Source organism: Streptomyces lunaelactis (assembly GCF_003054555.1).
In the GTDB taxonomy this organism is placed as follows: domain Bacteria; phylum Actinomycetota; class Actinomycetes; order Streptomycetales; family Streptomycetaceae; genus Streptomyces; species Streptomyces lunaelactis.
This window is the reverse complement of the sequence record NZ_CP026304.1, coordinates 3,765,170-3,791,331: the sequence shown is the minus strand read 5'-3', so window position 1 is coordinate 3,791,331 and position 26,162 is coordinate 3,765,170. Positions and strand designations below refer to the sequence as shown.

The window sequence follows — 26,162 nt, the reverse complement described above, 5'->3', positions numbered from 1 at the left end:
CAGATCATGAGTGCACAGTCCGAGCACTACCAGGGTGCGATGCCTCTGCCGGAGATCCGGACCGTCGATGATCTGCGGACCGCACTGAGCCGCTACGGATTCCCTGGCGACCGGGAGAAGTTCGAGGCGGAGCTGTCCGTCGCCATAGGAGCATCCCCCACGAACGACCTCGAAGCCGTCGCGATGGTTGTACGGGCATACCGCCATCGGGTCCAGATCCGTAACTCGCCTGCGGTCATGGCCGCCCTCGAAGAGGCGCGGCCGGAAAGCAGTGGCGTGTGAGCGAGGTCCCCGTCGAGGAAGCCGATTCGGCCAAGCAGTCGTTCGAAGGACTCACGGAGGGCGAGAAGGAAGTCGCTCTCGTGGCGCTCACCGTGATCGGCCGAGACCCTGCTGCAGGGACCGAGATCCCTGGTTGGCGTCCGCCAACCAGGGAGTACACCTACACGACGCCCCTTGCCCGGGACTCCGCCGAAGCGGTCACGGTGGTCTATCAGCACACCCCCGGCATGGGCGCGACGGTTGTCTACTACTTCCGGGACCCGCAGAAGTTGCCGGGCTAGCCCCCCAGGAACACCGGGTTGGTGAACGCCGCCAGGGCGCCCGGCAGCACCGGGACCGCCGGGGGACGGCGGACCTCCGCGCGGACGTACGCCGCGTACTGCGCCGTCGTGCCCCACTCCACCGTTCCCGCCCCCGACGCCGGCAGCGCGGCCGTGTGCAGCACGCCCTGGTCGGTGACGAAACGGACCGAGCAGCCCGGGGCGCCGGCCACCTCCAGGCGGACCGTGACCGGGTCGTCGGGGTCGACGTGGAGCCGTTCCCCGATGCCCGCGTGGCGGCCGCGGCCGCCCGCCGCCGAGAAGGAGAGCGACACAGCCTTGGACTCGGCGACGTACGAGCGTCCCGCGCGAATGCCCTCCAGGATCGCCTCGCGCGTCAGATCGTCGGCCAGCACGACCGTCTGCGGGGTGCCGATCGGGTCCGGGTCGCGGTGGGCATCGCTGTTGCCCATCGCGGGGGTCCAGCGCTTTCCGGAGCGTACGGACGCGACCAGCGTGTTGTCCCAGGACTGGAGGGAGACCTCGTCGTCGGGCGTGAACGGACCGTTCCACACCTCCACCGCGTCCGCCTCGCCGAAGCCGAACTTCCAGTTGCAGCCGATGCAGGTGGCGTGCGGATGGGCCGGGACGACCAGGCCGCCGGCCCGCCTGATCTCGCGGGCGTAGTGGCCGAAGCGGTTGTCCCTGGCCCGGTAGCGCCAGTCGACGAAGGTGCCGGGGTCGGTGCCGAGCGCGACCACATGGCCGTTGCGGGTGGTGACCTCCTCGCCGGTGAGGATCAGCAGGTCGTCGCCCGCCTGGTCGGCCCAATGGGCGTGCGCGGAGTGGGTGTTGTGCTCGGATGTGTTGATGAAGTCGAGTCCGGCGGCGCGCGCGAGGGCGGCGATCTCGGCGGGAGTGCGCTTGCCGTCCGAGTACCAGGAGTGCAGATGGCAGTCCCCGCGGTACCAGGCGCGGCCGCGGCCCTTGGCCCGCTCGGGCGGGTAGACCGGCTCGGGGGTCTTGCCGGGCGCGCCGTACCGCAGCGTGATGGTTACCTCGTATGCCAGGCCCTGCGGCGAGACGGTGTACGGCCCCAGCGCGATGTACCAGGTGCCGGCGCGCACCGGGCCCGGGATGTAGCCCGGTGTCGCCTCGTCGGCGCGGATGAAGAACTCCGTGCGCGCCCCGCCCGACCAGCCGCGGAATCCCTTCCCGCCCAGTGCGGTGCCCCGCTCGTCGAAGATGCCGATGTCCAGTGCGTTGCCCTGGGTGCCGGGCGGCACGACGGGCCGCTCGTAGGAGTACGCGACGTGAATCTCGCGTACTCCCTTCGGGATCTCGACCGGCAGATAGACGAAGTCGGGGGAGCCGGGCGGCAGCGTGCCGCGCACGACCTCGCTGGGTTCGCTGTTGGCGGGGGCGCCCTCATTCGGCGCGGCGTACGCGAAGCTCACAGTGCCCAACGTAAGCGCCGCGGCTGCTCCCGTCACGAGCAGTCCGCGTCTGTCCATCGCGTGTTGTGCGTGTTCGTCGTTGCACATGCCGTCGGCTCCCCAGGGGTGGTGAGAGGGACAGAAGTGATGCACTCAAACCCTGGTATTGAGCCGTGAACGGCCGTGCAAGGGAAGGGGGTTGCCGGGTTGCTCCTGGCTTTCGGGTGGGATTTCCGGCCACCGTGACGACTCAGTCGTCACTCCGGCCAGTCGTGACTCGGGCAGTCGTGACTCCGGTCAGCCGTGGCTCCGGTTGCGCCGCATCAGCAGCAGCACGATGATCACAAGCAGCGCGATGCCGAGGATCAGACCGATGACGAGGCCCGACGAGAGCCCGCTCTTCTTCTTTTTCTTCTTCTTGTTCTTCTTGCGGTCCTTGCCGACGGTGCTGACCGTCGTCGGCGCCTTGGCGACGGACGGCCCGGCTCCGGGCGCGGCGACGATGCTGTGGGTGGCGATGCTGTGGGTGGCGACGGCCGCGGTGGGCGCGTAGGCCGCCGACGCGGCGGGCGCGCCCGCGAGCAGTGCGCCGGACAGCACAAGCGCGGTGGTGGCGATGCGGATACGCATCATGAGGTGGATCCTCCCGTTGTCGCCGAGCTCTCGGCATCTGGCACCGTACGGCATACGTTTGGCCCGCCACCAGCAATGAATCCATGGAGGAGCCACATGCGGATCGCGACCACGATCTTCCTCACCGACGAGACGATCACGCCCGTACGGCTGGCGCGCGAGCTGGAGGAGCGCGGATTCGCCGGGCTCTATCTGCCGGAGCACACGCACATCCCGGTGGAGCGGTCGACTCCCTACCCCGCGGGCGGCGAACTGCCCCCCGAGTACGGCCGTACGCTCGACCCCTTTATCGCCCTCGGCCAGGCCGCGGCGGTCACTTCGCGGCTCGGCCTCGGCACGGGCATCACGCTCGTGGCCCAGCACGACCCGATCGACCTGGCCAAGCAGATCGCGACCCTCGACCATCTGTCGGGCGGGCGTTTCACGCTGGGCCTCGGATTCGGCTGGAACAAGGAGGAGGCCGCGGACCACGGCGTGGAGTGGACGACGCGACGCGAACTGGGCCGGGACCGGATGGCGCTGATGCGGGCGCTGTGGGCGGGCGAACCGACGGCTTACAAGGGCGAGTTCGGGTCAGTACGGGCGTCGTACGCCTACCCGAAGCCGGTGAGCGGCCCCCGCACCCTGATTGGGGGAGCGGCCGGCCCGAAGCTCTTCTCGCACATCGCGGAGTACGCGGACGGCTGGCTTCCGATCGGCGGCCGGGGACTTACGGAGTCGGTCCCGGTGCTGAGGGAGGCCTGGGAGTCGGCGGGCCGTGACCCGGGTGCGCTGCAGATCGTCCCGTACGCGGTCCTGCCGACGCCCGGCAAGCTCGCGCACTACGCGGAACTGGGCGTGGAGGAGGTCGTGCTGCAGCTCCCTCCGGCGGGGGAGGGCGATGTGCTGCGGGTGCTGGACGAGTACGGGCAGTACGTGTAGTCCGCATAGCCGGTGCTCGTCCCCGGGGCCTGGATCGTTGGGGCCCCGGGCTTGGGTTGCCCGTACGTGGGGATGAGGGCGGCGACGGACAGGGCGGCGAGGACGATCAGTCGTGACGACTTCATGTACCCCGACCCTGCCGAGCGGCCGGCCTCGACGTCAGTCAGACACGCACGGACCTGACGAACGTCGCCCAGGTGGTGGGGGTGACGGCGAGGTTGGGGCCTTCGGTGACTTTGGAGTCCCGGATGTGGATGGTGCTGGGGGAGGTGGCGACCTCGACGCAGTCGCCGCCCTCACCGTCGCTGTAGCTGCTCTTGAACCACTGGACGTGCTCGGTGTTCATCGCTCTCCCAGCGTCTTCTCGATCAGGGACAGAGACTCCCGGGGCGTGAGAGCCTGCGCCCGGATAATCCCATAGCGTTCGGTGAAGATTCGAACCTCTTCCGGGTCGGTGATCAGCCGCGGGTATCCCTGGATCTCAATGTACGCAACCTGCTGCCGCCCCCTGGGTGTCAGCAGGTTGAACGGGCCACCCAGGCTCGGGTGTTCCTCGCGCTCGGTAGGCATCACCTGGAACTCAACGTTCCGCAGTCGGCCGATCCGCAGCAGTTGGCGCAACTGGCGCTCGTGGGCGGCCTGTCCGCCGATCGGCCGCTGGAGCAGCGCCTCCTCCAGCACATAGCTGAAGGTTGGCAGAGGCCAGCGCTCGAAAATCTGCTGACGGGCCAACCGGTCGGCTACCCGCTTCTCAACGGTCTCCTCGTCGAGCAGCGGACGCCGCTGAGTGAAGACGGCGCGCGCGTACTCCTCGGTCTGCAGAAGGCCATGCACAGCCTGAGCGCTGTAGACGTGCAGGGCAACGGCCTCTGCCTCTGCCTTGGCGTAATCTCGGAACCAGTCCGGATGCCGTGTCCGGGACTTCGCCTGGGCCTCCCGCACATCCTCCACGGCGGCCTTCAGCACACCACCCGCAGCCAGCAACTCATCGGCGCGTTCCAGAAGATCGGGCTGCGGTGTCCGAACGCCGCGCTCGATCGAGGAAATCAGAGCCTCCCCGCAGTGGACGGCCACCCCCAACTCCCGCTGGCTCAGCCCGGCGTTCTCCCGCAGCACCTTGAGCTGCTTACCGAGCGCCCTGAAGAGGTGCGCTGTCCCGTCCACTTCAGCCGGCCGCTCCGGCCGCTCTTCCGTCATGGCGTACCGCCTTCTCGGTCACGGCCGTCGCCCGTACAGCCCGCCGTCCGTACTCGTACAGTTACCCAGCGTCGCGATCTCACTCCTGGTCAGGGTACGGCGAACCGGACACGCTGAGTGACATGAAAGCCGAAACCGCCACCCCCATCGCCGAGTTCACCCAGCGCCTGAGCGCCACGCGGCGGGGCGCCCGCCTGGCCCGCCACCTCGCGGTCCATCAACTCGACGGCTGGGGGCTCCCGTACGGCAGCGACTCCTCCGACGCGGCCGCCCTGATCGTGGCTGAACTCGCGGCGAACGCGGTCACACACGCCCGCGTCCCGGGCCGGGACTTCGAACTGCGCCTCACGCTCTGCCCGAAGACTCTCCGTATCGAGGTCTCGGACGCCCGCGCCGACCGCGAACCAGCCCCGAGGCCACCGAACCCCGACTCGGAGACGGGCCGCGGCCTGCTGCTGGTCGACGCACTCGCCTCGGCGTGGGGCACGGCCGACCGCGTCATCGGCAAGACGATCTGGGCCGAACTGGCACTGCGGTGAGCCGACTTACTGAGCCGGCGCGGGGACGAAACCGCCGTACGTGGCGCGTCGCCGCCTGGCGAAGGGCCTGCCCGTCCACCGCGGGCGACAAAAGCAAAGGCAAGGGAGAGTACCCACCCCTTGCCACTTTCAACTTATAGCGCACCGGGGGGCTTGCGGCAAGACCCGGGTCGTGCCGCAGAATCGCTGGCCTAGGCCAGAACCTGCGGGAACGGGAGATTCACGAAGTGCATGTGTTGTTGCCAGTTCATGGGTCGGGCGGTGACGTCGAGCCGGTGGTGGGAACTCGCGCTGCGGTTGCGGGCACTCGGCGCCGAGGTGCGGGTGTGGCGGGTGTGCGCGCCGCCGGAGTTCGCGGGCGCGACCTCAGATCGGAGCTGGTGACATGCACCCCCTGACTACCAGCGCGTTTGACCTTCCCGACCACCTCTCCCCCAAGGCCGACCCGATGCTGATCGCCGGCGACGAGCAGCACTTCGCGGCCATCGCGGAGAGCCTCGAGCAGGCGATCGCCGAACTGTCCGACCGCCTCGATGCCGAGCGCAGGGCGCCCGGCGGCATTGGCCGGGAGGCGATGGAGCGGGACCTGGAGATCCACCGGCTGACCGGTCGTCTGCGCGCCTTGCGTCGCTTCGGCTTGGACCTGTGCCTCGGACACGTGGTCAGCGCGGACAACCCCGAGCCCGTGTACGTCGGACGGCTTGGCCTTACGGACAGCGCGGGCCGTCGGCTGCTGATCGACTGGCGCTCCCCCGCGGCTGAGCCGTTCTTCGGAGCCACCCACGCCGACCCGATGGGTCTGGCAAGCCGCCGCAGGTATCGCTGGACGCGCGGCCGGATAAGCGACTACTGGGACGAGGTGTTCACCTCGGACGGGTTTGTCGGGCACGCCGCGCTCGACGACCAGTCCGCCTTCGTCGCCAGCCTGGGCAGCAACCGGTCGGCCAGGATGCGAGACGTGCTCGGCACCATCCAGGCCGACCAGGACGCCATCATCCGGGCGGGATCCCGGGGCGCTCTTGTCGTCGACGGCGGTCCGGGTACGGGGAAGACCGTCGTCGCTCTGCACCGCTCCGCCTACCTCCTCTACTCCGACCCTCGCCTCGGTCACCGTCGGGGCGGCGTGCTGTTCGTCGGTCCGCACCAGCCCTACCTGGCCTACGTCGCCGACGTCCTCCCCAGCCTCGGAGAGGAGGGTGTGCAGACGTGCACCGTGCGGGACCTCGTCCCCCAGGGAGCCGGAGCGGCGACCGAGACCGATCCGGACGTGGCCCTCCTGAAGTCGTCCGCGAACATGGTCAAGGCGATCGAGACGGCCGTCAGGTTCTACGAGGAGCCGCCCACCAAGGGGATGACGGTCACGACCCACTGGTCCGACATCTGGCTGAGCGCCGACGACTGGGCCGAGGCCTTCGAAGCACCGGGACCAGGTACTCCGCACAACGAAGCACGGGACCAGATCTGGGAGGAGCTGGTCACGATCCTGCTGGACAAGCACGACGGCGACGTCTCGCCCGACCTGTTCCGGAAGTCGCTGCTGCACGACAAGGAACTGATCAGCACCCTCGACGGCGCATGGCCGTTGCTCGAAGCGGCTGACCTCGTCGCAGACCTGTGGTCGGTACCCGCCTATCTGCGGATGTGCGCTCCCTGGCTCGGTCGCGATGACGTGTCGAAGCTGCAGCGCGAGGACGCCCAGGCCTGGACGGTGTCCGACCTGCCGCTCCTGGACGCGGCACGGCAGCGGCTCGGCGACCCGGAGGCCTCACTGCGCAAGCGTCGGCACAAGGCCTCTGTCGCCGCCGAACGCGAGCGCATGGCCGGCGTCATCGACAACGTGCTCGCGGCCGATGACGACGGTGAAGGTGCGGTGACGATGCTGCGCGGACGGGACCTGCAGGACAGCCTGATCGACGAGACCGCGCTGCCCAGCGCCGAACCGGACCTGCTCGCCGGCCCGTTCGCGCATATCGTCGTGGACGAGGCACAGGAACTGACCGACGCGGAGTGGCAGATGCTGCTGCTCCGCTGCCCGTCTCGGAGCTTCACCATTGTCGGGGACCGTGCCCAGGCCAGGCACGGGTTCACAGAGTCGTGGCAGGAACGGCTCGAGCGGATCGGGCTCGACCGGATCAACGTGGCCCCCCTGAGCATCAACTACCGGACGCCGGAAGAGGTCATGGCGGAAGCCGAGCCGGTTATCCGAGCCGTGCTCCCGGACGCCAACGTACCGACCTCCATCCGCAGCAGCGACGTCCCCGTCGTACACGGATCTGTTTCGGATCTGGACTCGATCCTCGACACCTGGCTCGGTGCGCATGCCGACGGGATCGCCTGCGTCATCGGCGATCCCACATTCCGGGCGACGTCCCGCGTCCGGTCGCTGACCCCGGAGCTGTCGAAGGGGCTCGAGTTCGACCTGGTTGTTCTCATCGACCCAGAGGCGTTCGGCAAGGGCATCGAAGGAGCGGTCGACCGCTATGTCGCGATGACCCGAGCGACCCGGCAACTCGTCATCCTCACGAGCTCCTGAGTCGTGCCGGGCCAGGAGACCTGGGTGGCGACCGTCGAGGACGCCGTCGTCGCGATGATGGTGCTCGACGGCGAGGAACTGGACCAGCTCTACGTCGATCCGTCCTGGCAGAGCCGCGGCATCGGCAACCGTCTCGTTGACCTGGCGAAGACGCAGTCCCCGACCGGACTTGCCCTGTGGACGTTCCAGGTCAACGCCCCGGCGCAACGGTTCTACGAACGCCACGGCTTCGTCGCGGTGGAGCACACGGACGGCAGCCGGAACGAAGAACGGGAGCCCGACATCCGGTACGAGTGGCGGCGTGGGCCGGTCAGACCGTAACGACGATGGTGACCGCCGCGCCGCCGGCCGACCAGATCTTCGACGTGGACAAGGTCAAGGCAGCCGGTTCCTGAGCCGTGGCTCTGTGAGCAGGGGGGCCACTGGCGCTTGGCACCGTCAGTGGGCCCCGTCAGCCTCTCTGAGGTGTCCGCAAGCGTCACCGACCCCGAGCCGGCTCAAGCGGACGGCGTCTGCCCAAGCACGGGCCGGAGTTTCGTTTCGCCAAGCCAGAGACCTGGCCCGAACCGGACGTCGTCACAGTCTTCGACACCACCAACTACGGAAAGGCCCAAGCCCAGGCGTGAACGGCGCGTGCGTGGTGTGCGCGTTGCCTTGGGGGGTGAGCTCCGAGCTCCGGGCTTCGAGTCCCGAGCTCCCTTTGCAAGGAATGGTTGGTGGATTGAACCCACCCACCCTCCCCAACTAGCCCGATCCTCGTAAGAGTTGACTATCGGTGTTCAACTTGCAACGCGCTGTCATATGCCTCTAGCGTTCGCAGCAATAAGCAACCCCGACCGGTGTTATCAGCACCGGACGGGGTCTGACCTCCAAGATCGACAAGGACCGATCTCGTGGCTTACACCAACTCTAGCTGTGCCCTGCCAACGCCCGCACACCCCATGGCCAGCCCCGGCTACGGCAAGCGCCCCGCACCCGATCAATCCCCCCGCCACAGCAGCGACTTCGCACATCTGCCCAAGCGGGAAGCGGCCGTCGCCGCCTTCATCGACCGGCTCCCCGAGGGCGCGGCGATGGACCACAAGACCCTGGCCAAACACATCGCCGGCTACGGGCAGGCGGCGATCCGCAGCGCACTCAAGGCACTGACGAACGCGGGCCATCTGCGCCGTATCAAGGAACAGGTGGCCCGTGACGACGGGGTGCGCTGGGTGACGCGTACCTACTGGTCGCGTACCGCCCGCAGTGCCGCCTGGTGGCAGGAGTTCTGCCGGAGCGTACGAGGCGTGATGCTCGACGCCCCCGACGACGCCCCCGACGACGCTCCGGACGACCCGCCGGCCACCACGACCCCCGAGGCCGAGCCCGCACCGGAGCGCACCACCGCGTACCGGACCCTCGCCGCCCTCGGCCGTACCGACCCCCCGCATGACTCTCTCCGCCGCCGACTGTGAGCGGCTGGAACCCTTCGCCACGACCTGGCTGGAGTACGGCGCAAGCGTCAAGCACCTGATCCGCGCGCTGACTGACGGACTGCCCGACGTGATCCACAACCCGGCCGGGATCGCGAAACGACGACTGGAGGACAAGATGCCACCCAAGCCCGGCCGCGAGCCGGAGACCGTGCTGCGCAGCGTCATGGTCTGCATGTTCTGCGACACGACGGAGGAGGACGAGCCGCTGATCAATGGCATGTGCGAGGCCTGCCGCAGCGAGGACGAGGACGACATCCCGGCCACGTTCCGCCCCGGACCACGTCCGGCGGACGTGGCCGCGCACGCGGACGCCGCACGCATCGCTGCTGGTCTGCCCCCGAGGGGTCGCGGATGAGCGTGCAGGGTGCGCCGGCCAGGGCACCATGGAGGGGAGGAGGCCACGCCATGACCCCTAGGACCACCCCCCGGCCGTCCCGGCCCCAGATGTCGGTCGAGGAGTTCGAGGAACTCGCCCGCCGTTCGCCAGAGATGGTGCGGCTGGAGTTCATCCAGGGAAAGGTCCAGGTCAAGCCCGTGCCGGACGGTGTCCACGGAGCCATCATGATGTGGCTCCTTGAACAGTGCATGCAGCATCTCCCCGATCATCGTCTCTACCCTGAGCAAGTCCTGAGGGTCGAGACGTATCGCAGGGGGCGAGCCCGTCCGGACGGGGCTCTCGCACCCATCGACCACTTCGTCCCGCAGGGCGAGTGGGCGGCGCCCAGCGGCGTCCTGATGACCGTCGAGGTCACCTCGCGCGATGCGGACACCGACCAGCCCGACCGCGTCGAGAAGCCCGACGGCTACGCGCCCTCCGGTATCCCGGTCTACCTCCTCATCGACCGTGACGCCTGCTCGGTCACCGTCCATGCCGAACCCGAGGGCGGCTCGTACCGCAGCATCACCACGCGCCCCTTCGGCGCCGTTGTCGAACTCCCCGATCCGGTCGGCATCACGCTCGAGACGCAGAAGCTCAAGGACTACGCCGACTGAACGCCGTTCGGTGCTGCGATGCCGTGCTGCGGGTTGAGTACGCGGATGAGTAGCCGGACGGATCCCGGACGGGACCGTCTGTGGCGAACTGGAGAGTATGAACGACGCTCCCGCCCTCCACGGCCAGGTAACTGATCCGGCACTCCCCGTCCCAGCGCGCCGCGACCGGCAATGGCACCGGCCGGCCTATATCGGGCTGACGACGCTGCTCCCGACCGCCCTTGTCGCGTGGCTGCCTGTCCTGATGTCCGAGCGGTTCGGCCGCTGCCTCACTTACGGCGAACAGTGCGCCCGCGGCGCCGACATGCTGGGCACCGTGGCGTGGTACGCGTTCTGGGGGAGCGCCGCAGCGGGTGTCGCGGCGGTGATCGTGACCTCAACGGCTGATTGGGCAAGGCGCTTGCGGAAATCGCTCGTGCTCATCCAGCTCACGCTGCAGACGACCACCGCGACAGCGATCCTCGCCCTGGCGTGATCTGTCGCCGGCTGTTCCAGGGCTCCGGCGGCTCCAGGCCCCGGCCGAGACGGAGCTCCGGTCGGGACTTCGAACTGCGCCTCGCCCTCGCGGACACCCTGCGCATCGAAGTCTCCGACGCGCGCGGGGAACGCGAACCGGAGCCGAGACCACCGGCGCCCGAGTCGGAGGCCGGCCGTGGGCTGTTGCTGGTCGAGGCGCTGGCCACGACCTGGGGTACGAAGGACCGCATCGTCGGCAAGACGGCCTGAGCCGAACTTCTGCTGCCGTGAGCCGACTTACCGCACCCGCGCGGCAGCCCACAGGCTGACGCTCCAGATATCGCCGTGCCCCAGCGACCGTCCGCGCGCTTCGTGATCGTCGCTCACGATGACGGACACGTCCGTAGCGGCTGCGCGGTACTCGAGGAACCCGCCTTGGTCCGTGATCTTCAGGGACGGAGTCCCCGGAGCCCGGGAGAGTTCGGCCCGCAGTTCATCCCACGCGAGGTACTGCGGGAAGTCGACCTGCATGCTCCTGCGCCATTTCTTGGCCGTGGAACGGCCCGACGCGAGCCTGTGCAACTCGATGGAACAGGTGGCCATGACCCATTCCGGGCCAGGGTTGAACGAGAACTCGAGGAATCCGTAGTCCCGGCGCAGCGAGAGGCCTTCGTCGTCGACCACATCGACGAAGCCGGCGTGGATCGCCTGATCAACCTCGCTGAGGGTGGAGCCGATCCCCAGCCCGTGCAGCCGCCCCGACGTTATGAACGAGACGAGGAACGGAAGAGCGTTCACGGTCAGCCCTCCAGAGATTCGATGGGCCCACCGGCCGGTGCGGAAGTGATGATGTCCCCGCGGGCAAGGGCCGATGTCGAGTGCCTGAGAAGTGGACCCTTGCGGCATGGGGTGGGTCGAAGAAGTCCACGTACTGTCCGACGTACCGCTCGATCCTGTCCAGCGTCAGCCTCAGGTCCGTGACCGAAGCCCCCGAGGGGCACTCGTGCGTGAAAACCTGCCCGACCCGGACGACACCTCCGACGCACCTCGCGATGCAGGTCCCTCCGGACTCGGCTGCCGCTTCCACGGCATAGATCTGCAACTTACTCGGCTCGTCCACGCCCTCCGCCTTGCAATTCCGGAGCTGGTTGTTTCATTCCTCCCACCGGACGGTCCAGCGGGACTCCTCGAAGTACTGACGCGGGGAGGGCCCTGACGTATCTGCCCTGCTCTTCTCCTGAAGAGATTCGCTCGATGACCCGTCACCGGCGGAGCCGGTCACATCGCATAGGGATACAGCAAGAGGCTTGACGTCGTGAATTCAACCGAATCGCCGATGGATGCCTCCGTGATGTCAGCCCCGACTTCAACAAGCACGATGTCCCGGTCGATGCGAAGTGCGACAACGTCGTCTTCACCAACGGATTGAACGGAGCCGCGAAGTGTCACCTCGCGGCGCGAGTACTCTCCTGTAATTAGATCTGGTCCCGTAGTTAGGGTCCATGAGGAGACTACGTCTGGGACTTCGAGCTCGACGTCGTATGCACCTGCTTGAGGTTCCGTTGAGCCGTGCCAGTACGCCCACCCCGATCCAGCAGGCCCGTCGAAGGCAACGATTTTGGATTGGGTGTCCAGGATCTCGGCAATTTGAACTCTCACGTGTTCACTTCAATCCTAGCGGGACTCGTACCATCGTATTGTCAACGATCCATGTATTCGAGGGGGAAATGTACGTCCATGTCTCTTGGTGGAAGTGGAATCTTGTAGGCTTGCTGTTCATTTCGTGATCACCCATGCGGATACTTCGCGTGCCGTCGGCGGAAACCAGTCTATTGGGATCCACTTGACCTGTTCGAGGGTGAATGTTGGTGTAAGGCCCGTCGCCGAGGAATTTCTCCCATTCATCCAACACCTGGTGTGGCTTTAGAGGCCTCGGAGAAATAACCTCTGGTGTGTTGATCCGTGTTTCCGGCGGAAAGCAGGGTGCCAGACCGAGTGGGTCAGCCCAGATGTGAGGGTTGTGGACGTACGTCGCTGGGTTGGGGGCAGGTGCCAGACCCAGTGGGTCCGCCGTCAGGTAGCGAGCCGTTCCAGGGTCGTAGTGGCGGTGGAAGTTGTAGTGGAGTCCGGTCTCCGGGTCGAAGTATTGGCCCGGGAATCGGAGTGGGGTGTACGCCGTACTCGTCGTTGCCCAGGTCGTCGTTCCCCACAGTGTGGTGCGGGTGTGCCATGCGAGTGCGCCCGACTCGTCGATGAGTTCGCTCGGGGATCCGACCAGGTCGGTGACGATCGCGAAGAAGCGCTCGTCGATGGCATCCTGCGGGGCGTTGGCTGCCAGGATGCGTTCCGTCTGGGCAAGCGGACGCAGACCGTCGTGGTCCCAGGTCAGCGTGACCGGGTTGGGTAGTGCCCCGCTCTCGGTGATCTGCTCGCAGAGGGTTGTGCCGTCCCAGGTGAAGAGGATCTGCTCAAGGATGGTCTGGCTGCTGCTGTCGAGCTGTTGTTTGGCGATGCGGCGGCCCAGCGCGTCGTAGCGATAGCGCCACACCGCTGCGTCCGGAGTGGTCACTGAAGCCAGGCGGTCTTCCGCGTCCCATTCGTAGCGCCAGGTGTCTGGCTTGTGCGAGAGACGCGTCTTCTGGCGCAGGACGATTCGGCCCTGCGCGTCGTGCTCGTAGCGAACGTTTCCGGCTCGCTTGATTTGGGTGCCCGTATAGGCACGAGCCCCCGTGGCCTCCTGGCCCGGGTGCGAAGCAGGCCACGACGCTTCCGTCTGGTTGCCCGCCGCGTCGTACGCGTACCGCTCCGTCCAGTTTGTCGCATGGACCGCCGTGACGCGGCCGGCCGCGTCCAGGTCGAAGCTCCTGCCGCCCGGTCGGGGTTGGCGGCCGTGGAGGCGATGCCCGCGAGCGTCATGCTGACGCCCTTGTAGTACTCCGCCGGGTGGGTCAGGTTGTACGGGTCCATCGGGTTGAGCGAGCGGACGAAGTTGAGCAGGCCCGCCGTGCCCTTGAGGACGCCGGCGCTGAAGTGGGTCAGCTCGATGCCCTGGGCCAGGCCGTAGTCCATCAGCTCGAGGCTGAGTTTGTCGCGGCCGGTGGGTTCCTTCGGTGCGTGGGCCAGCGCCGCCGTGACAGCTGTCTTCGCCGTCTCGCCGGCCTCGTTGCGGTGGCGGCGCGCCTCTTTGAGGATCTCGTGCGCCCGCTCCTGCTTGGCTATGCCCGGGTCGACGAAGTCAGCGGGCCTGGGCAGCGGGTTGTCGCCGTTGCGGGCGGCGTTGTAGGCGTCGACCTTCTTGTTGTGCTCGTCGGTGGCCGTCTTGGAGGTCGCCTGGCCCTCCTTGTACAGGGCGATCGCTTCCTTCGCCTTGCCCTGCGCGGTCGTGATCGCCTTGGAGTACGTCTCCAGTGCCTTGGCGGCGTCGTCAAAGGCGTCGGCGGCGTGCAGCCAGTCGGTGGGCAGCGTCTGGAACTTCTCCCGGAAGGTGTTGGCCGCCTCGCCCTTCCAGTTGCTGGAGTCGAGTCTCTTCATCCCGGCGCCGACCAGGTCGAACGCCAGCTTGAAGTCCCGCAGGTTCTTCACCGTCCCGGCGATCTTCGACGGGTTGCCGTGGATCAGCTCGTTCGCTTCCTCGGTCTGGCCGAGCTGCTGCTCACCGACCTCCGCGCCCAGCGAGGACGCGGTCTCGTCGCCCCAGTCCTCGACGGAATCCGCCCAGTCGTGCGCGCCGACCTTGTCCAGGCCGTCGCCGGCCTTGTCCGTCGCCCAGTCGACACCTTCGCCGACCTTCTCCTTGGCCTTGTCGATGCCGCCGTCGATGGCATCGATGCTCTTGTCGGCCCATGCTCCCCAGTCGGGCATCAGCGCCGCTCTCCCCACCGCGGCTCTTCAGCCTGCGCGATCGTCTCCTCCGACGGATCGAACGTCTCGCGCATCTCCCCGTCCACCGCGTCACGGATCTTCGGGTCGATCATTCCCGAGCGCTCCATCGAGTCCAGCTGCGCGTCCATCACGTCATAACTGGTGTTCTTCCAGGTCTGCTTGCTCTCTTCATGGGCTTCGGAGAACGACTCGGCACTCCAGTCCGGGTTGTCCCACTGGTTCTGCGTGCTGATCGTGTCCCAGCTCGTGGCCTTGACCTCGTCCTCGGACAGATGCGGGTTCCCGTTGAGGGAGTTCACGCCGATCTTGATCGAGTCCTTGACGTACTGCTCCTGCTCAGCGAACGAGCCCGCCGACAGGCCCACCCCCTGTGCAAAACCGTTTCCCCGCAGCGTCAGCGCCCGGACTCCCCACTCCCAGCGGTCGCAGAACGTCTGGAACTGGTCCGTGAGCCCGCCATGGCCCAGTTCGAGATCCGACAGGGCCAGGTCCGAGAACCCGCGTCCGGTCGAGGCCTCGCCGATCATGCCGAGTTCCTTCAACTCGGCATGCGCCAGGTTGATGCCTTGCGCAATGGCGGCCAACGCCACTGCCGGTGCTTCGAGATCAGGGCTTTCCCCGCTCATTCCGTCCCCCCGAGATCAACCGCCGCCGAGTCGGGCACGATGCCCTCCACCGGTGGGAACAACATGCCCTCGTCACTGCCCGCGTCCAGCGCAACGCCGGCCGGCATCGGCAGCATCGGCACCATCACATCCAGCAGCCGCGCGCCCAGAATCGTCCGGTACGTCCACTCGCGGTGAGAATCCCCCTGAGCTTGGGCGAACCGGGCCAGCGCCTCCTCGTTCGAGAACGCGCAGATCCACCGCACCCCGTTCTGGTCCGCGGTCCACAGGCTTCCGTACGCGTCGAACGGCACGAGCACCGCGGTGCGCCGGAATTCCCCCAGCAGCACTGCGAACTCCCGGCGAGCCGCCGCGAGTTGCTCTTCCGCCGAGGACGTCCGCGTTGCCTCGGCAGGCTTCGCGGCAGCCGCCGCCGGAGCCGCCGTCGAGTCGGTCAGATCAGCGAGATCCGCCAGCTTCGAACGCCGCTCCGGCCCAGATATGTCGCCCCCGTTATTGGTCACACGCGCCATGCTGACATGATCCGATTCTCACAAGCAACGCCGTTAAGTGATCAATTGTGCAGATATGGCGGAAGCTTGCTCCAGCGGAGGACGAGCCTCGCGTCTCCGCCGTTCCCTGCCTGCTTCCTTCAGCCCCCGGACCGCCCTGTCAGTCCGCGCTCGTATGCTCGATTCATGACGGATCACCAGCACGGACGGCAGGGACGGCCCGGACTCCCCACCGAGAACGCCATGCGCCGCGCCCTCAAGCGAGCCAGGGACGGCGTCGCCCTCGACACCGCCGAGGCCGCCGTGCTGTTGCAGGCGCGGGGGAGTGATCTGGAGGATCTCGCCGCGTCCGCCGCGCGGGTGCGCGATGCCGGGCTGGAGGCCGCCGGGCGGTCTGGGGTCATCACGTACTCGAAGAGCGTCTTCATCCCGCTCACCCGGCTGTGCCGCGACAAGTGCCACTACTGCACCTTCGCGACCGTCCCCGGCAAGCTGCGCCGCGAGGGCCACGGGATGTTCATGTCGCCCGACGAGGTCCTCGACATCGCACGGCGCGGTGCCGAGCTGGGCTGCAAGGAAGCGCTGATCACCCTTGGCGACAAGCCCGAGGACCGCTGGCCCGAGGCGCGGGAGTGGCTGGAGGCCGAGGGGTACGACGACACCATCGCGTACGTACGGGCCATGGCGATCCGCATCCTGGAGGAGACCGGGCTGCTGCCGCATCTCAACCCCGGCGTCATGTCCTGGACGGACTTCCAGCGGCTCAAGCCGGTCGCTCCGTCGATGGGGATGATGCTGGAGACCACGGCGACTCGGCTGTGGAGCGAGCCGGGCGGGCCGCACTACGGGTCGCCGGACAAGGAGCCCGCCGTCCGGCTTCGGGTCCTGGAGGATGCCGGGCGCAGCTCCGTGCCCTTCACCAGCGGGCTGCTGATCGGCATCGGGGAGAACCATGAGGAGCGCGCGGACTCGCTGTTCGCGCTGCGCCGCGTCTCCCGTGCGTACCACGGCATCCAGGAGCTCATCATCCAGAACTTCCGCGCCAAGCCGGACACGGCGATGCGCGGCATGCCGGACGCTGAGCTCGACGAGCTGGTCGCCACCGTCGCCGTCGCCCGGCACATCATGGGTCCTTCCGCCTGCCTGCAGGCTCCGCCCAACCTGGTGGCGGGCGAGTACGCACGGCTCATCGGAGCCGGTATCGACGACTGGGGCGGCGTTTCGCCGCTGACGCCCGACCACGTGAACCCCGAGCGGCCCTGGCCGAAGATCGACGAGCTGGCCGAGCAGTCGGCGGCGGCCGGCTTCCGGCTCGAGGAACGCCTCTGCGTCTACCCGGAGTTCGTCCGGCGCGGCGAGCCCTGGCTGGACCCCCGTCTGCTGCCGCACGTGCGGGCGCTGGTCGACGAGGAGACCGGGCTGGCCCGCGAGGACGTCACGCCCGTCGGCCTGCCCTGGCAGGAGCCGGACGAGGGGTTCACCGCCTCCGGCCGTACCGATCTGCACCGCACCATCGACACCACCGGGCGGACCTCCGACCGGCGCGACGACTTCGACGAGGTGTACGGGGACTGGGAGGCGCTCCGCGAGGCCGCCGTGCCCGGCATGGTGCCTTCCCGGATCGACACCGACGTACGGCAGGCCCTGGGGCAGGCCGCGGACGATCCGACGAAGCTCACCGACGACGAAGCCCTCGCACTGCTGCACGCGGACGGCCCCGCTCTGGACGCGCTCACCCGGATCGCGGACGAGCTGCGCCGCGACGTGGTCGGCGACGACGTCACGTACATCGTCACGCGCAACATCAACTTCACCAACGTCTGTTACACCGGCTGCCGTTTCTGCGCCTTCGCCCAGCGGCGCACGGACGCGGACGCCTACACCCTGTCGCTGGACCAGGTCGCGGACCGCGCCGAGCAGGCGTGGCAGGTGGGCGCGGTCGAGGTGTGCATGCAGGGCGGCATCCACCCCGACCTCCCCGGCACCGCGTACTTCGACATCGCGCGCGCCGTGAAGGAGCGCGTCCCCGGCATGCACGTGCACGCCTTCTCGCCGATGGAGGTCGTCAACGGGGCTACGAGGACGGGCCTTTCGATCCGCGAGTGGCTGACGTCGGCGAAGGAAGCGGGGCTGGACTCGATCCCCGGGACCGCCGCCGAGATCCTCGACGACGAGGTCCGCTGGATCCTCACCAAGGGCAAGCTGCCGACCGCCACCTGGATCGAGGTCGTCAGGACCGCGCACGAGCTGGGCATCCGCTCCAGCTCGACCATGATGTACGGACATGTGGACCAGCCCCGCCACTGGCTCGGCCACCTCCGCACGCTGGCGCGGATCCAGCAGGAGACCGGTGGCTTCACCGAGTTCGTGACGCTGCCCTTCATCCACACGAATGCGCCGGTCTACCTCGCCGGTATCGCCCGGCCGGGGCCCACCACGCGGGACAACCGCGCCGTCACCGCCATGGCCCGGCTCCTCCTCCATCCCCACATCACCAACATCCAGACCAGCTGGGTGAAGCTGGGCACGGAGGGCGCGGCCGAGATGCTCCGCTCCGGAGCCAATGATCTGGGCGGCACGCTGATGGAGGAGACCATCTCCCGGATGGCGGGCTCCAGTTACGGCTCGTACCGCTCGATCCAGGGCCTGATCGCCATCGCGGAGGAGGCGGGCCGGCCGGCGAAGCCGCGTACGACGCTGTACGGGGAGGTGCCGCAGGAGCGTGTCGAGACGGCGCGGGCGTCGGACGGACACCTGCCCGAGCTGCTGCCGCTGCTGTCGGAGTGACACGTCCTTCCGGGCTCCCGCCGTGGCTCACCCTTACGGAGTGGACGCCCCTGTCCGACGTCGGCCGCTCAACCCCGCCTGTACGGTACGAAGACCGAAGCACCCGCACCGGAGGTCACCGTGAGTGCCCAGCCCGACGGCCCGTACGGACCGCTGATCCCCATGCCCGAGCTCACACCCGACGCATTGCGGGCTGCGGTCGCCCGGATCGCGCCCAGTCGGATTCCGGTGCTCACCCAGCACCTGTTCGAGGCGACGACAAACGCGCAGCAGACGCAGAGCCTCGCCCCGCTGCGGGCCTTCGTCCATTCATGGGGTGTGTTCGTCGCGATTGAGCGGCACCCGCAGCGCGCCGCCCGGCTGCGCGAGCTGGAGCAGATCGTGGACGCAGGTGAGCAGGACCCGTCGGAAGCCATCGTCGAGATCCGCCGGATCCGGGATGAGGCCGAGGCAGAGGCCGGCCTGTGACGGACTGGTCATGGGACTACAACCCAAGCGCGGAGTACATCACCGACGGGCTGCCGCCGGGTGTCGTGGCAGAGGTGGAACGGCTCGCCACCGAGCTTGCCGCGCTCGGTCGTGACGCAGTGAAGGTCGGCAGGCCCCTCGACAGGGAGGGCGGACTACGGGAGTTCGATCTCCTGGGCGGCCGTGGATTCATCAGCTTCCTCGCCGTCCCACGCCACGAATGCGTCTACGTCTGCAATGTCACCTGGTACGGCTGACGCCCAGCCTTCAGACTGGAGCGTGACCTTGGAGGGGGACCCATGGGTTCGGCACGTCCGTCGATGCAGGAGCTGATCCGCCGCCACAGGCAGGCGCGGTTCGTCGGACGCCGCGATGAGCTCGCCGTCTTCCGGGAGAACTTCGCACCTCAGGACGCGCGGCACCGCTTCATCTTCCACATCCACGGCGACGCGGGAGTCGGCAAGACCTCCCTCGTACGGGAACTGGTGAGTGCCGCCCGCGGTCAGCGCGCGCTGACCGCCACCCTCGACGAGTCCGTGAACAGCGTGCCCGAGGCGATGGCGGCGATCAGCGCCCAGTTCGCCCAGCAGGGGCAGGTGCTGAAGACCCTGGACCGGCAGCTCGCGACCTACCGCCAGCGGCGGTACGAGGCCGAGGCGCTGTCCACCGCCTTACTGGACGGGCAGCCGCAGCAGCCCTCGGCGGGCAGTACGGTCGCCGCCCAGGCGGGTCTCGTCGCGCTGGGCATGGTGCCAGGCGTCGGCCCGCTCGTCGGCGGCGTCGATCCGGCGCAACTGGCGCAGAGCGCCGAGCGGTTGAAGGCCGCGCTGAGTACGCGCTTCGGCAAGCAGGAGGACGTACAACTGGTCCTCGACCCCCTCAAGGCGCTCACCCCCGTACTGGTGGCGGAGCTGAACCGGGTCGCGGCCGACGTCCCGTGGATCACGCTCTTCTTCGACACGTACGAACGCACCGGGCCCTTCCTCGACACCTGGCTGCGCGATCTGATCACCACCGATCAGTACGGCCTCCTGCCCGACCAGGTCGTCTTCACGATGGCGGGGCAGCAGCCGCTCGACCTCAACTGCTGGGCCGACTGGATCGACTTCGTGACGGACCTCCCGCTCGCCCCCTTCACCGAGTCCGAGGCCCGCCAGCTCCTCGCCGCCAAGGGCGTGGTGGAGGAGGACGTCGTACGGGATGTGCTCAGGCTCTCCGGGCGGCTTCCGGTCCTCGTCTCCACCCTTGCCGCGTCCCTGGCCGGTAGCGCAGGCAGCGCAGGCGGCGCAGGTAACGCCGGGAACCCCGAGAACCGGGAGAACCGGGGCGGTGTCGACGACCCCAGCGCCACCGCGGTGGAGCGCTTCCTGAAGTGGGAGGCGGACCCGGTGCGCAGGTCCGCCGCCCTCGTGGGCGCGCTGCCGCGACGGCTGAACGAGGACGTGTTCCGGGCGGCCGTCGAAGGGGACGCGGCGGGGCTGTTCGGCTGGCTGCGCTCGCTGCCGTTCGTGAGCGACCGCGGCGGCCGGGCCCAGTACCACGACGTCGTACGGGAGCCGATGCTGCGGCTGCAGCGCAACAGCTCACCGCAGCGCTGGCGCGCCGCGCACACCCGGCTCGCGGAGGCGTTCGCCGGCTGGCGGGAGGCCGCGGAGGACGGGCTGGCGGCGGACGAGCGCTGGGCGCAGGATGCCTGGCGCGAGCTGAGGCTCGAGGAGACGTACCACCTGCTGTGCGCGCGGCCGCGGACGGCGCTGCCCGCCGTGCTGCGCGACGGGATCGACGCGTGCGACGCGGGCACGGTGCCCGCGCGGCGCTGGGCGCAGGCCGTCGCGGACGCGGGCGGCGACGGCGACAGCGACGTACTGCGCGGCTGGGGCCGGGATCTGCTGGCCGCCCTGGAGGACGAACAGGACCGGAGCGTAAGGGTGTTGGGGCTGATCCTGGCCCGTGGCGAACCGGACGACGAGGGGCGGGTGGCCGCCCTGGTGATCCGTGGCCGGGACCACCGCAACACCGGCCGCCACGAGGAGGCGCTGCGCGACTACGGGCAGGCGGTCACCCTGGACGGGCAGTGCCGGCGCGCGTACTACGGGCGCGGCGAGACCTACCGGCTCATGGGGCGGCGCGAGGAGGCCGTCGCGGAGTTCGACCGGGCGCTCGGCCTCGACCCCGCCGACACCTGGTCGCTCTCCAGCCGCGCGCTGACGCACCACGCGGCGGGGCGGGACGGGGAGGCGCTGGCCGACCTGGACCGGGCGCTGGAGATCAAGCCCGGCCATGTGTGGTCGCTGGTGCGCAGGTCCCAGGTGCGGCGCGCGCTCGCCGACACCGAGGGAGCCCTGGCGGACATCGCCACGGCCGAGGTGCTCGACCCGGGCAACGCGTGGATCGTCGGCGAGCGCGGGGAGATCCTGCGGTACGAAGGGCGCTTCGAGGAGGCGATCGCGGAGTTCGACCGGGCGTTCGTGCTCGACCCGGCCTATGCCTGGGCGCTGGGCAGCCGTGCGATGGCCAAGCAGGCGCTGGGCAGGACCGAGGAAGCGCTGGCGGACCTGGAACGGGCGGTGGAGCTGACCCCGGACTATGTGTGGGCGCTGATCAGACGGGCCGAGATCCACCGTGAACGCGGCGACAGCGTACGGGAGTTCGCCGACCTGGACCGGGCGGTGGAGAGCGAGCGGTTCACGGAGTGGGCGCTGGCGCAGCGGGGGTACGCGCACCAGCTGGCCGAGCGGTACGAAGCGGCGATCGCGGACTACGACCGGGCGCTGGCGCTCGACCCGGACTACGGCTACGCGTACGTCTCCCGCGGCCGGGCGCGGCAGCTGCTGCGCCAGTACGAACAAGCGCTGGCGGACCTGGACCGCGGGCTGGAGCTGGGTGCCGACACCGTCTTCGCGCTGTCGATACGGGCCGGGGTGCGGCGGGCGCTCGGCGATCTCGACGGCGAACTCGCCGATCTCGACAGGGCGGTGGACCTCGCGCCGGACAACGCGGTCCATCTGATGCTGCGCGGGGAGGCCCACCGGCGGTCCGGGCGCTACGAGGAGGCGATCGCGGACTACGACCGCGCGGCCGTGCTGACCCCCGACGACGGCTGGGTCTTCGGCAGCCGCGGCCAGGCGCAGCGCGGGCGCGGCCGGCTGGCGGAGGCGCTGCCCGACCTGGCGCACGCGGCGGAACTCCAGCCGGAGAAGGCGTGGATCGCCGCGGAGCGCGGGGCGACGTACCAGGACCTGGGGCGGTTCGAGGAGGCGCGGGCGGAGCTGGACCGGGCGATCGCGCTCGATGCCCGGTACGGCTGGGCGTACGGGCGGCGGGCCTCGCTGCAGCTGGCCGTCGGCCGGCCGCTGCGGGCGCTCGCCGATCTCGACCGGCTGCGGGAACTCGGCGCGGAGGGCGCGGCCACCCACCATGTGCGTGCCGCCGCGTGTCTGTCTCTCGGCCGTCCCGAGGGCGCGCTGAGCGCGCTGGGGGAGGTGCCGCTGGGGGAGGTGCGGCCCGGCGATGAGGCGCAGGGAGCCGGGCACTTCGTGCTGCTGGCCCGGGCGCATCGCGGTACGGGCGACTTCGCCGCGGCGAGGGAGGCGGCGGAGCGGCTGCGGGCGGTCGATGCGGGGCTGGGCGAGTTCCAGCTGGCGCTGACGGTGAGCCGTACGGAGGGTCTGGCCGGGGCGGCGGAGCTGTGGCGGGCGTGGGGATGTGCTCGGCGGCGTGCGCGGGGAGTGGGGGCGGGCGGATGCGCTGCTGGGGGAGTTTCTGGACGCCTCGTACACCTGGGAGAGGGCGGTGGAGGTGATGGAGGTGCTGGGCGAGCTCCGCGAGTGCGGGGGGATGGACGGGGCGGAGCTGGAGCCTCTGCTGCGACGGCTGGCCGATGCGCGGGACGCGGTGGCCGCCGCCTGACCCCGCGCCTCACGTGGCGGCGAGGCTCCTGTCGGGGCTCCGCCCCTGACCGCGCGCCTCAATCTCCCCCCAGACTTCGTCCGGGGGGACCCCCACGGGGCTTGAAGTCGCGCCGCCCTTGCTGGGGCTCCGCCCCAGACCCCGCTCCTCAAACGCCGGAGGGGCTGAATTTGCCGGAGGCCGTACGGGGACGGGGGCTTGCCCCCGGTTCGGGAAGGGGCGGGCAGGGGAACACGCCCGCGTACCCCCCACGCCGCGTCGATTACAGTGCTGCGCCAGGCATACGTTCGATCGTTCGATGCCCGGGAGTCCAGGGAGGGACGCGCGGTGAGCGCAGTAGCCACAGCCGTCTGGGGCCGTGCCGAGCAGCAGGACTTCCGCGCACGCGTGCGCGGCGCCCTGCTCGGTGGCGGCATCGGCGACGCGCTCGGCGCGGGAGTCTCCTCGCTCACCCTCGAAGGGATACGCGAGGTCCACGGACCGGACGGCCTCGCCGACTTCGTGCCCGCGCACGGCCGCCGCGGCGCCGTCACCGCCGCCACCCAGCTGACCCTGTTCACCGTCGACGGGCTGATACGCGCCCAGGTGCGCCGCGACACCGGCGCCTGGCACCCGCCCACCGATGTGCACCGCGCGCATCTGAGATGGGCGGCCACCCAGCGCGACTGGGGCCCCGACGAGCGCCGCAAGGACAACGGCTGGCTCGCCCGCGAGGAGTGGCTCTACACCCGCCGGGACCCCTCCGTGGCCTGCCTCACCGGGCTCGGCGACGAGAACATGGGCACCCTCGAAGCACCCAAGAACCCCGCCGCGCGTGACGCCGGCGCCCTCGTGCGCTCCGCGCCGTTCGGGCTGCTCGTCGGCTGGGAGCCGCAGCTGGTCTGCCAGCTCGCCGTGGAGTGCGCGGCCCAGACCCACGGCCACCCCACCGCGTATCTCTCCGCCGGTGCGCTCGCCGTCATCGTGCACGGCCTGGCCCGTGGCGAGAGCCTCGACGGCTCCGTGCAGCGCGCCCTCGCCCAGCTGGCTCCGCGCCCCGGCCACGAGCCCGTCACCGACGCCCTCAAGCACGCGCTCGGCGCCGTACGCCAGGGCATTCCTAGCCCCGCCAGGATCGCCGCGCTCGGCGCGGGCCACAACGCCGAGGACGCCCTCGGTATCGCCGTCTACTGCGCCCTCGTGGGCGAGGACATCCGGCACGGCCTGCGCCTCGCCGTGAACCACGACGGCCCGTCGGAGACCACCGGCGCGCTGACCGGATCGCTGCTCGGCGTACTGCACGGCGAGACCGCCCTGCCGCCCGCCTGGCTCTCCGAACTGGAGGGCCGCGCGACCGTCCTGGAGCTCGCGGACGACTTCGCGATGGAGATGACGCAGGGCCCGGCGCTGCACGGCCCCACGGTGACCGCGCCCGGCTGGCTGGCCCGCTACCCGCGCAGCTGAGACTCGCGCACCTGAGCCCGCAGCTGAGACCCGCGAAGCTGAGACCCACACCTGAGACCCGCGCCGCTGACACCGCCCACATGCGCGAGGGCCCGGCTCCCCCCAAGGAGCCGGGCCCTCCCGCACACCACAAGCGTCAGCCGTCCGCGCCCTCGCGGCCCAGCACCTTCACGTCGGCCGGCTGCGCGGGTGCCGGCACCGTCGCGGCGGCGAGCCCCTCGTCCGGACCGTCGTTGTTGATGAAGTCCAGCACCGCGTCCCGCTCCGGAGTGTCCTCCGGCTTGATGAAGCCGATCGCGATGTAGAGGACGAGTGAGACCACCAGCGGGATTGAGACCTGGTACTGCAGCGGGACGCCGCCCTCGACGTTCCAGCTGATCGGGTAGTTGACCAGCCAGAAGGTCACCAGGCCGACGCCCCAGCTGATCAGGGCGGCGGTCGGTCCGCTCTTGCGGAACCAGGGCAGCAGGCCCAGCATCAGCGGGATCGCGATCGGGCCCATCAGCCCGGCGACCCACTTGATGACGACGGTGATGATGTCACCGAAGAAGTCCGAGTTGACCTGGGTCGCGATCGCCATGGAGAGACCGAGGAAGAGCAGGGTGGTCCAGCGGGCGGCGATGAGTCCGGCGCGGTTGTCCCACTCGCGGACCTTGCGGGACACCGCGGGCATGATGTCGCGGGTGACGACGGCCGCGATGGCGTTGGCGTCGGAGGAGCACATGGCCATGGTGTGCGAGAAGAAGCCCACGATGACCAGGCCCAGCAGACCGTGCGGCAGCAGCTGCTCGGCCATCAGCGCGTACGAGTCGGACGGCACGTCCGTCTTGATGAGCAGCGGCGCGACCCACATCGGGAAGAAGAGGACCAGCGGCCAGATCAGCCACAGAATGGCGGACAGCCGGCCGGAGCGCTCCGCGGACCTGGCGGAGTGGGTGGCCATGTAACGCTGGGCCTGGTTCCACATGCCGCCGTTGTACTCGAACGTCTTGATGAAGAGATAGGCGATCAGGAACACCATCATGTACGGGCCTGCCAGCGGCTCGGTGTGCCCCTTGAGCGCCGGCTCGTCCCAGACGTTCCACAGACTGCTGAAGCCGCCCAGTTCGGCCAGGACCGCGACGAGCATCGCGATCCCGGCGACGAACTGGATGACGAACTGGCCGAGTTCGGTGAGGGCGTCGGCCCACAGTCCGCCGACCGTGCAGTAGACGGCGGTGACCGCACCTGTGATCAGGATGCCCATATTGAGCGAGACGCCGGTGAAGACGGAGAGCAGGGTGGCGATGGCCGCCCACTTGGCGCCGACGTCGACGATCTTCAGCAGTACGCCGGACCAGGCAAGTGCCTGCTGGGTCGGCAGGTTGTAGCGGTTCTTGAGGTATTCGAGCGGCGAGGAGACATGCAGCCGCGAGCGCACCCGGTTGAGCCTGGGCGCGAAGAGCCGGGACCCGATCGCGATGCCGATGGCGATGGGGAAGGACCAGGTGACGTACGAGGTGACACCGTAGGTGTAGGCGATGGCCGCGTAACCGGTGAACATCACCGCGCTGTAGCCCGACATGTGGTGCGAGATGCCGGACAGCCACCAGGGCATCTTTCCGCCGGCGGTGAAGTAGTCGCTCACGCTGTCGACGCGCTTGTGGGACCAGACGCCGATCGCGACCATCACACCGAAATAGCCGATGAGCACGGCCCAGTCGAGACTGTTCATGTGCCCCCTCCAGGGGTCCGCCTTATGAACGAGGAGCGCGCTTCGTCAGTACGCCGGTTCACGGCGCCCCCGTGCGGGAGCGGGGACTTCGGGGATTGAACCGCCTGGTTGGGCAGT

General features: G+C 69.2%; 24 protein-coding genes and 4 pseudogenes. 17 read left to right on the top strand and 11 right to left on the bottom strand.

The window, feature by feature from the left end; genetic code table 11:
* The first annotated feature begins 6 nt into the window (after window positions 1-6).
* Both SLUN_RS17085 and SLUN_RS17080 read left to right on the top strand, forming a co-directional pair.
* Complete coding sequence (locus SLUN_RS17085; protein WP_108149305.1) at window positions 7-282, top strand: hypothetical protein; 276 nt, start codon at window positions 7-9, stop codon at window positions 280-282.
* Complete coding sequence (locus SLUN_RS17080) at window positions 279-563, top strand: hypothetical protein (RefSeq protein ID WP_108149304.1); 285 nt, start codon at window positions 279-281, stop codon at window positions 561-563. The genes SLUN_RS17085 and SLUN_RS17080 overlap by 4 nt, the downstream gene beginning before the upstream one ends.
* Here the strand turns inward: SLUN_RS17080 and SLUN_RS17075 are convergent.
* Complete coding sequence (locus SLUN_RS17075) at window positions 560-2,086, bottom strand: CehA/McbA family metallohydrolase (RefSeq protein WP_108149303.1); 1,527 nt, start codon at window positions 2,084-2,086, stop codon at window positions 560-562. The genes SLUN_RS17080 and SLUN_RS17075 overlap by 4 nt on opposite strands.
* A 189-nt stretch (window positions 2,087-2,275) precedes the next feature.
* The gene (locus SLUN_RS17070) at window positions 2,276-2,611 is read right to left on the bottom strand and encodes a hypothetical protein (protein WP_108149302.1); all 336 of its coding nucleotides are present in this window, start codon (window positions 2,609-2,611) and stop codon (window positions 2,276-2,278) included.
* A gap of 96 nt (window positions 2,612-2,707) precedes the next feature.
* Between SLUN_RS17070 and SLUN_RS17065 the strand changes: the two genes are divergently transcribed.
* The gene (locus SLUN_RS17065; RefSeq protein ID WP_108149301.1) at window positions 2,708-3,532 is read left to right on the top strand and encodes an LLM class F420-dependent oxidoreductase; all 825 of its coding nucleotides are present in this window, start codon (window positions 2,708-2,710) and stop codon (window positions 3,530-3,532) included.
* Between the two features lie 163 nt (window positions 3,533-3,695).
* On the opposite strand, the gene SLUN_RS17060 is transcribed toward SLUN_RS17065, so the two are convergent.
* Together SLUN_RS17060 and SLUN_RS17055 are read right to left on the bottom strand one after the other, a co-directional pair.
* Window positions 3,696-3,878, bottom strand: a complete 183-nt coding sequence (locus SLUN_RS17060) for a DUF397 domain-containing protein (protein ID WP_108149300.1) — start codon at window positions 3,876-3,878, stop codon at window positions 3,696-3,698.
* Window positions 3,875-4,729, bottom strand: a complete 855-nt coding sequence (locus tag SLUN_RS17055) for a helix-turn-helix domain-containing protein (protein ID WP_108149299.1) — start codon at window positions 4,727-4,729, stop codon at window positions 3,875-3,877. Before SLUN_RS17055 ends, SLUN_RS17060 begins: the two co-directional genes overlap by 4 nt.
* A gap of 122 nt (window positions 4,730-4,851) precedes the next feature.
* On the opposite strand from SLUN_RS17055, the gene SLUN_RS17050 reads away from it, so the two are divergent.
* The 9 genes and pseudogenes from SLUN_RS17050 to SLUN_RS17020 all read left to right on the top strand — a co-directional run bounded on the left by SLUN_RS17050 (window position 4,852) and on the right by SLUN_RS17020 (window position 10,995).
* On the top strand, window positions 4,852-5,268 hold the full coding sequence (locus tag SLUN_RS17050; protein WP_108149298.1) for an ATP-binding protein: 417 nt from the start codon (window positions 4,852-4,854) through the stop codon (window positions 5,266-5,268).
* A 261-nt stretch (window positions 5,269-5,529) separates the two neighbouring features.
* On the top strand, window positions 5,530-5,652 hold the full coding sequence (locus SLUN_RS41240) for a hypothetical protein (protein ID WP_257153747.1): 123 nt from the start codon (window positions 5,530-5,532) through the stop codon (window positions 5,650-5,652).
* A gap of 1 nt (window position 5,653) precedes the next feature.
* Entirely contained in the window at window positions 5,654-7,801 is a 2,148-nt protein-coding gene (helR, locus tag SLUN_RS17045; RefSeq protein WP_108149297.1) for an RNA polymerase recycling motor ATPase HelR, read from the top strand.
* A pseudogene (locus SLUN_RS17040) lies at window positions 7,802-8,122 on the top strand (GNAT family N-acetyltransferase); the annotation flags it as partial.
* 572 nt (window positions 8,123-8,694) lie between these two features.
* Window positions 8,695-9,255 carry a hypothetical protein gene (locus tag SLUN_RS41235; RefSeq protein WP_254710257.1) on the top strand — a complete coding sequence of 187 codons (561 nt, stop codon included), beginning with the start codon at window positions 8,695-8,697 and terminating at the stop codon, window positions 9,253-9,255.
* Window positions 9,230-9,631, top strand: a complete 402-nt coding sequence (locus tag SLUN_RS41230; RefSeq protein WP_254710258.1) for a hypothetical protein — start codon at window positions 9,230-9,232, stop codon at window positions 9,629-9,631. Before SLUN_RS41235 ends, SLUN_RS41230 begins: the two co-directional genes overlap by 26 nt.
* A 50-nt stretch (window positions 9,632-9,681) precedes the next feature.
* Window positions 9,682-10,269 carry a Uma2 family endonuclease gene (locus SLUN_RS17030; RefSeq protein WP_108149296.1) on the top strand — a complete coding sequence of 196 codons (588 nt, stop codon included), beginning with the start codon at window positions 9,682-9,684 and terminating at the stop codon, window positions 10,267-10,269.
* Window positions 10,270-10,366: 97 nt separating this feature from the next.
* Window positions 10,367-10,744, top strand: a complete 378-nt coding sequence (locus tag SLUN_RS17025; protein WP_108149295.1) for a hypothetical protein — start codon at window positions 10,367-10,369, stop codon at window positions 10,742-10,744.
* Window positions 10,741-10,995, top strand: a complete 255-nt coding sequence (locus SLUN_RS17020; RefSeq protein ID WP_108149294.1) for an ATP-binding protein — start codon at window positions 10,741-10,743, stop codon at window positions 10,993-10,995. The genes SLUN_RS17025 and SLUN_RS17020 overlap by 4 nt, the downstream gene beginning before the upstream one ends.
* Window positions 10,996-11,022: 27 nt before the next feature.
* Here the strand turns inward: SLUN_RS17020 and SLUN_RS17015 are convergent, their stop codons facing one another.
* The 6 genes and pseudogenes from SLUN_RS17015 to SLUN_RS17000 all read right to left on the bottom strand — a co-directional run bounded on the left by SLUN_RS17015 (window position 11,023) and on the right by SLUN_RS17000 (window position 15,745).
* Window positions 11,023-11,523: a hypothetical protein gene (locus SLUN_RS17015; protein WP_108149293.1), complete on the bottom strand. Its 501-nt coding sequence runs from the start codon at window positions 11,521-11,523 to the stop codon at window positions 11,023-11,025.
* Window positions 11,524-12,003: 480 nt separating this feature from the next.
* Window positions 12,004-12,384, bottom strand: coding sequence for a hypothetical protein (locus SLUN_RS39470; RefSeq protein WP_159100276.1), 381 nt, complete (start codon window positions 12,382-12,384; stop codon window positions 12,004-12,006).
* A gap of 319 nt (window positions 12,385-12,703) precedes the next feature.
* Window positions 12,704-13,597, bottom strand: a pseudogene (locus SLUN_RS42065) (RHS repeat domain-containing protein); the annotation flags it as partial.
* A pseudogene (locus SLUN_RS42360) lies at window positions 13,594-14,586 on the bottom strand (putative T7SS-secreted protein); the annotation flags it as partial. The pseudogenes SLUN_RS42360 and SLUN_RS42065, both read right to left, overlap by 4 nt.
* Window positions 14,586-15,233: a hypothetical protein gene (locus SLUN_RS17005; protein WP_108149292.1), complete on the bottom strand. Its 648-nt coding sequence runs from the start codon at window positions 15,231-15,233 to the stop codon at window positions 14,586-14,588. The gene SLUN_RS17005 and the pseudogene SLUN_RS42360, both read right to left, overlap by 1 nt.
* Entirely contained in the window at window positions 15,230-15,745 is a 516-nt protein-coding gene (locus tag SLUN_RS17000; protein WP_108149291.1) for an SseB family protein, read from the bottom strand. Before SLUN_RS17000 ends, SLUN_RS17005 begins: the two co-directional genes overlap by 4 nt.
* A gap of 165 nt (window positions 15,746-15,910) precedes the next feature.
* Between SLUN_RS17000 and SLUN_RS16995 the strand changes: the two genes are divergently transcribed.
* The 5 genes and pseudogenes from SLUN_RS16995 to SLUN_RS41215 all read left to right on the top strand — a co-directional run bounded on the left by SLUN_RS16995 (window position 15,911) and on the right by SLUN_RS41215 (window position 24,331).
* Window positions 15,911-18,511 (top strand): bifunctional FO biosynthesis protein CofGH, encoded by a 2,601-nt coding sequence (locus tag SLUN_RS16995; protein ID WP_108149290.1) that lies wholly within the window; start codon window positions 15,911-15,913, stop codon window positions 18,509-18,511.
* 120 nt (window positions 18,512-18,631) lie between these two features.
* Entirely contained in the window at window positions 18,632-18,979 is a 348-nt protein-coding gene (locus SLUN_RS16990) for a DUF6247 family protein (protein ID WP_108149289.1), read from the top strand.
* Window positions 18,976-19,236 (top strand): hypothetical protein, encoded by a 261-nt coding sequence (locus SLUN_RS16985; RefSeq protein ID WP_108149288.1) that lies wholly within the window; start codon window positions 18,976-18,978, stop codon window positions 19,234-19,236. Before SLUN_RS16990 ends, SLUN_RS16985 begins: the two co-directional genes overlap by 4 nt.
* A gap of 42 nt (window positions 19,237-19,278) precedes the next feature.
* Window positions 19,279-22,065, top strand: a pseudogene (locus SLUN_RS41220) (tetratricopeptide repeat protein); the annotation flags it as partial.
* Window positions 22,066-23,215: 1,150 nt separating this feature from the next.
* Window positions 23,216-24,331, top strand: coding sequence for an ADP-ribosylglycohydrolase family protein (locus SLUN_RS41215; protein ID WP_108149286.1), 1,116 nt, complete (start codon window positions 23,216-23,218; stop codon window positions 24,329-24,331).
* A 136-nt stretch (window positions 24,332-24,467) separates the two neighbouring features.
* Here the strand turns inward: SLUN_RS41215 and SLUN_RS16970 are convergent, their stop codons facing one another.
* On the bottom strand, window positions 24,468-26,045 hold the full coding sequence (locus SLUN_RS16970) for a sodium:solute symporter family protein (RefSeq protein ID WP_108149285.1): 1,578 nt from the start codon (window positions 26,043-26,045) through the stop codon (window positions 24,468-24,470).
* Window positions 26,046-26,162 lie beyond the last annotated feature (117 nt).

What these genes read in the sequence shown, in the direction of transcription:
- SLUN_RS17085 (WP_108149305.1), top strand. Translation starts at nt 7, where the DNA reads ATGAGTGCACAGTCCGAGCACTACCAGGGTGCGATGCCTCTGCCGGAG.
- SLUN_RS17075 (WP_108149303.1), bottom strand. Translation starts at nt 2,086, where the DNA reads ATGTGCAACGACGAACACGCACAACACGCGATGGACAGACGCGGACTG.
- SLUN_RS17070 (WP_108149302.1), bottom strand. Translation starts at nt 2,611, where the DNA reads ATGATGCGTATCCGCATCGCCACCACCGCGCTTGTGCTGTCCGGCGCA.
- SLUN_RS17065 (WP_108149301.1), top strand. Translation starts at nt 2,708, where the DNA reads ATGCGGATCGCGACCACGATCTTCCTCACCGACGAGACGATCACGCCC.
- SLUN_RS17060 (WP_108149300.1), bottom strand. Translation starts at nt 3,878, where the DNA reads ATGAACACCGAGCACGTCCAGTGGTTCAAGAGCAGCTACAGCGACGGT.
- SLUN_RS17055 (WP_108149299.1), bottom strand. Translation starts at nt 4,729, where the DNA reads ATGACGGAAGAGCGGCCGGAGCGGCCGGCTGAAGTGGACGGGACAGCG.
- SLUN_RS17050 (WP_108149298.1), top strand. Translation starts at nt 4,852, where the DNA reads ATGAAAGCCGAAACCGCCACCCCCATCGCCGAGTTCACCCAGCGCCTG.
- helR (WP_108149297.1), top strand. Translation starts at nt 5,654, where the DNA reads ATGCACCCCCTGACTACCAGCGCGTTTGACCTTCCCGACCACCTCTCC.
- SLUN_RS41230 (WP_254710258.1), top strand. Translation starts at nt 9,230, where the DNA reads ATGACTCTCTCCGCCGCCGACTGTGAGCGGCTGGAACCCTTCGCCACG.
- SLUN_RS17030 (WP_108149296.1), top strand. Translation starts at nt 9,682, where the DNA reads ATGACCCCTAGGACCACCCCCCGGCCGTCCCGGCCCCAGATGTCGGTC.
- SLUN_RS17025 (WP_108149295.1), top strand. Translation starts at nt 10,367, where the DNA reads ATGAACGACGCTCCCGCCCTCCACGGCCAGGTAACTGATCCGGCACTC.
- SLUN_RS17005 (WP_108149292.1), bottom strand. Translation starts at nt 15,233, where the DNA reads ATGAGCGGGGAAAGCCCTGATCTCGAAGCACCGGCAGTGGCGTTGGCC.
- SLUN_RS17000 (WP_108149291.1), bottom strand. Translation starts at nt 15,745, where the DNA reads ATGGCGCGTGTGACCAATAACGGGGGCGACATATCTGGGCCGGAGCGG.
- SLUN_RS16995 (WP_108149290.1), top strand. Translation starts at nt 15,911, where the DNA reads ATGACGGATCACCAGCACGGACGGCAGGGACGGCCCGGACTCCCCACC.
- SLUN_RS16970 (WP_108149285.1), bottom strand. Translation starts at nt 26,045, where the DNA reads ATGAACAGTCTCGACTGGGCCGTGCTCATCGGCTATTTCGGTGTGATG.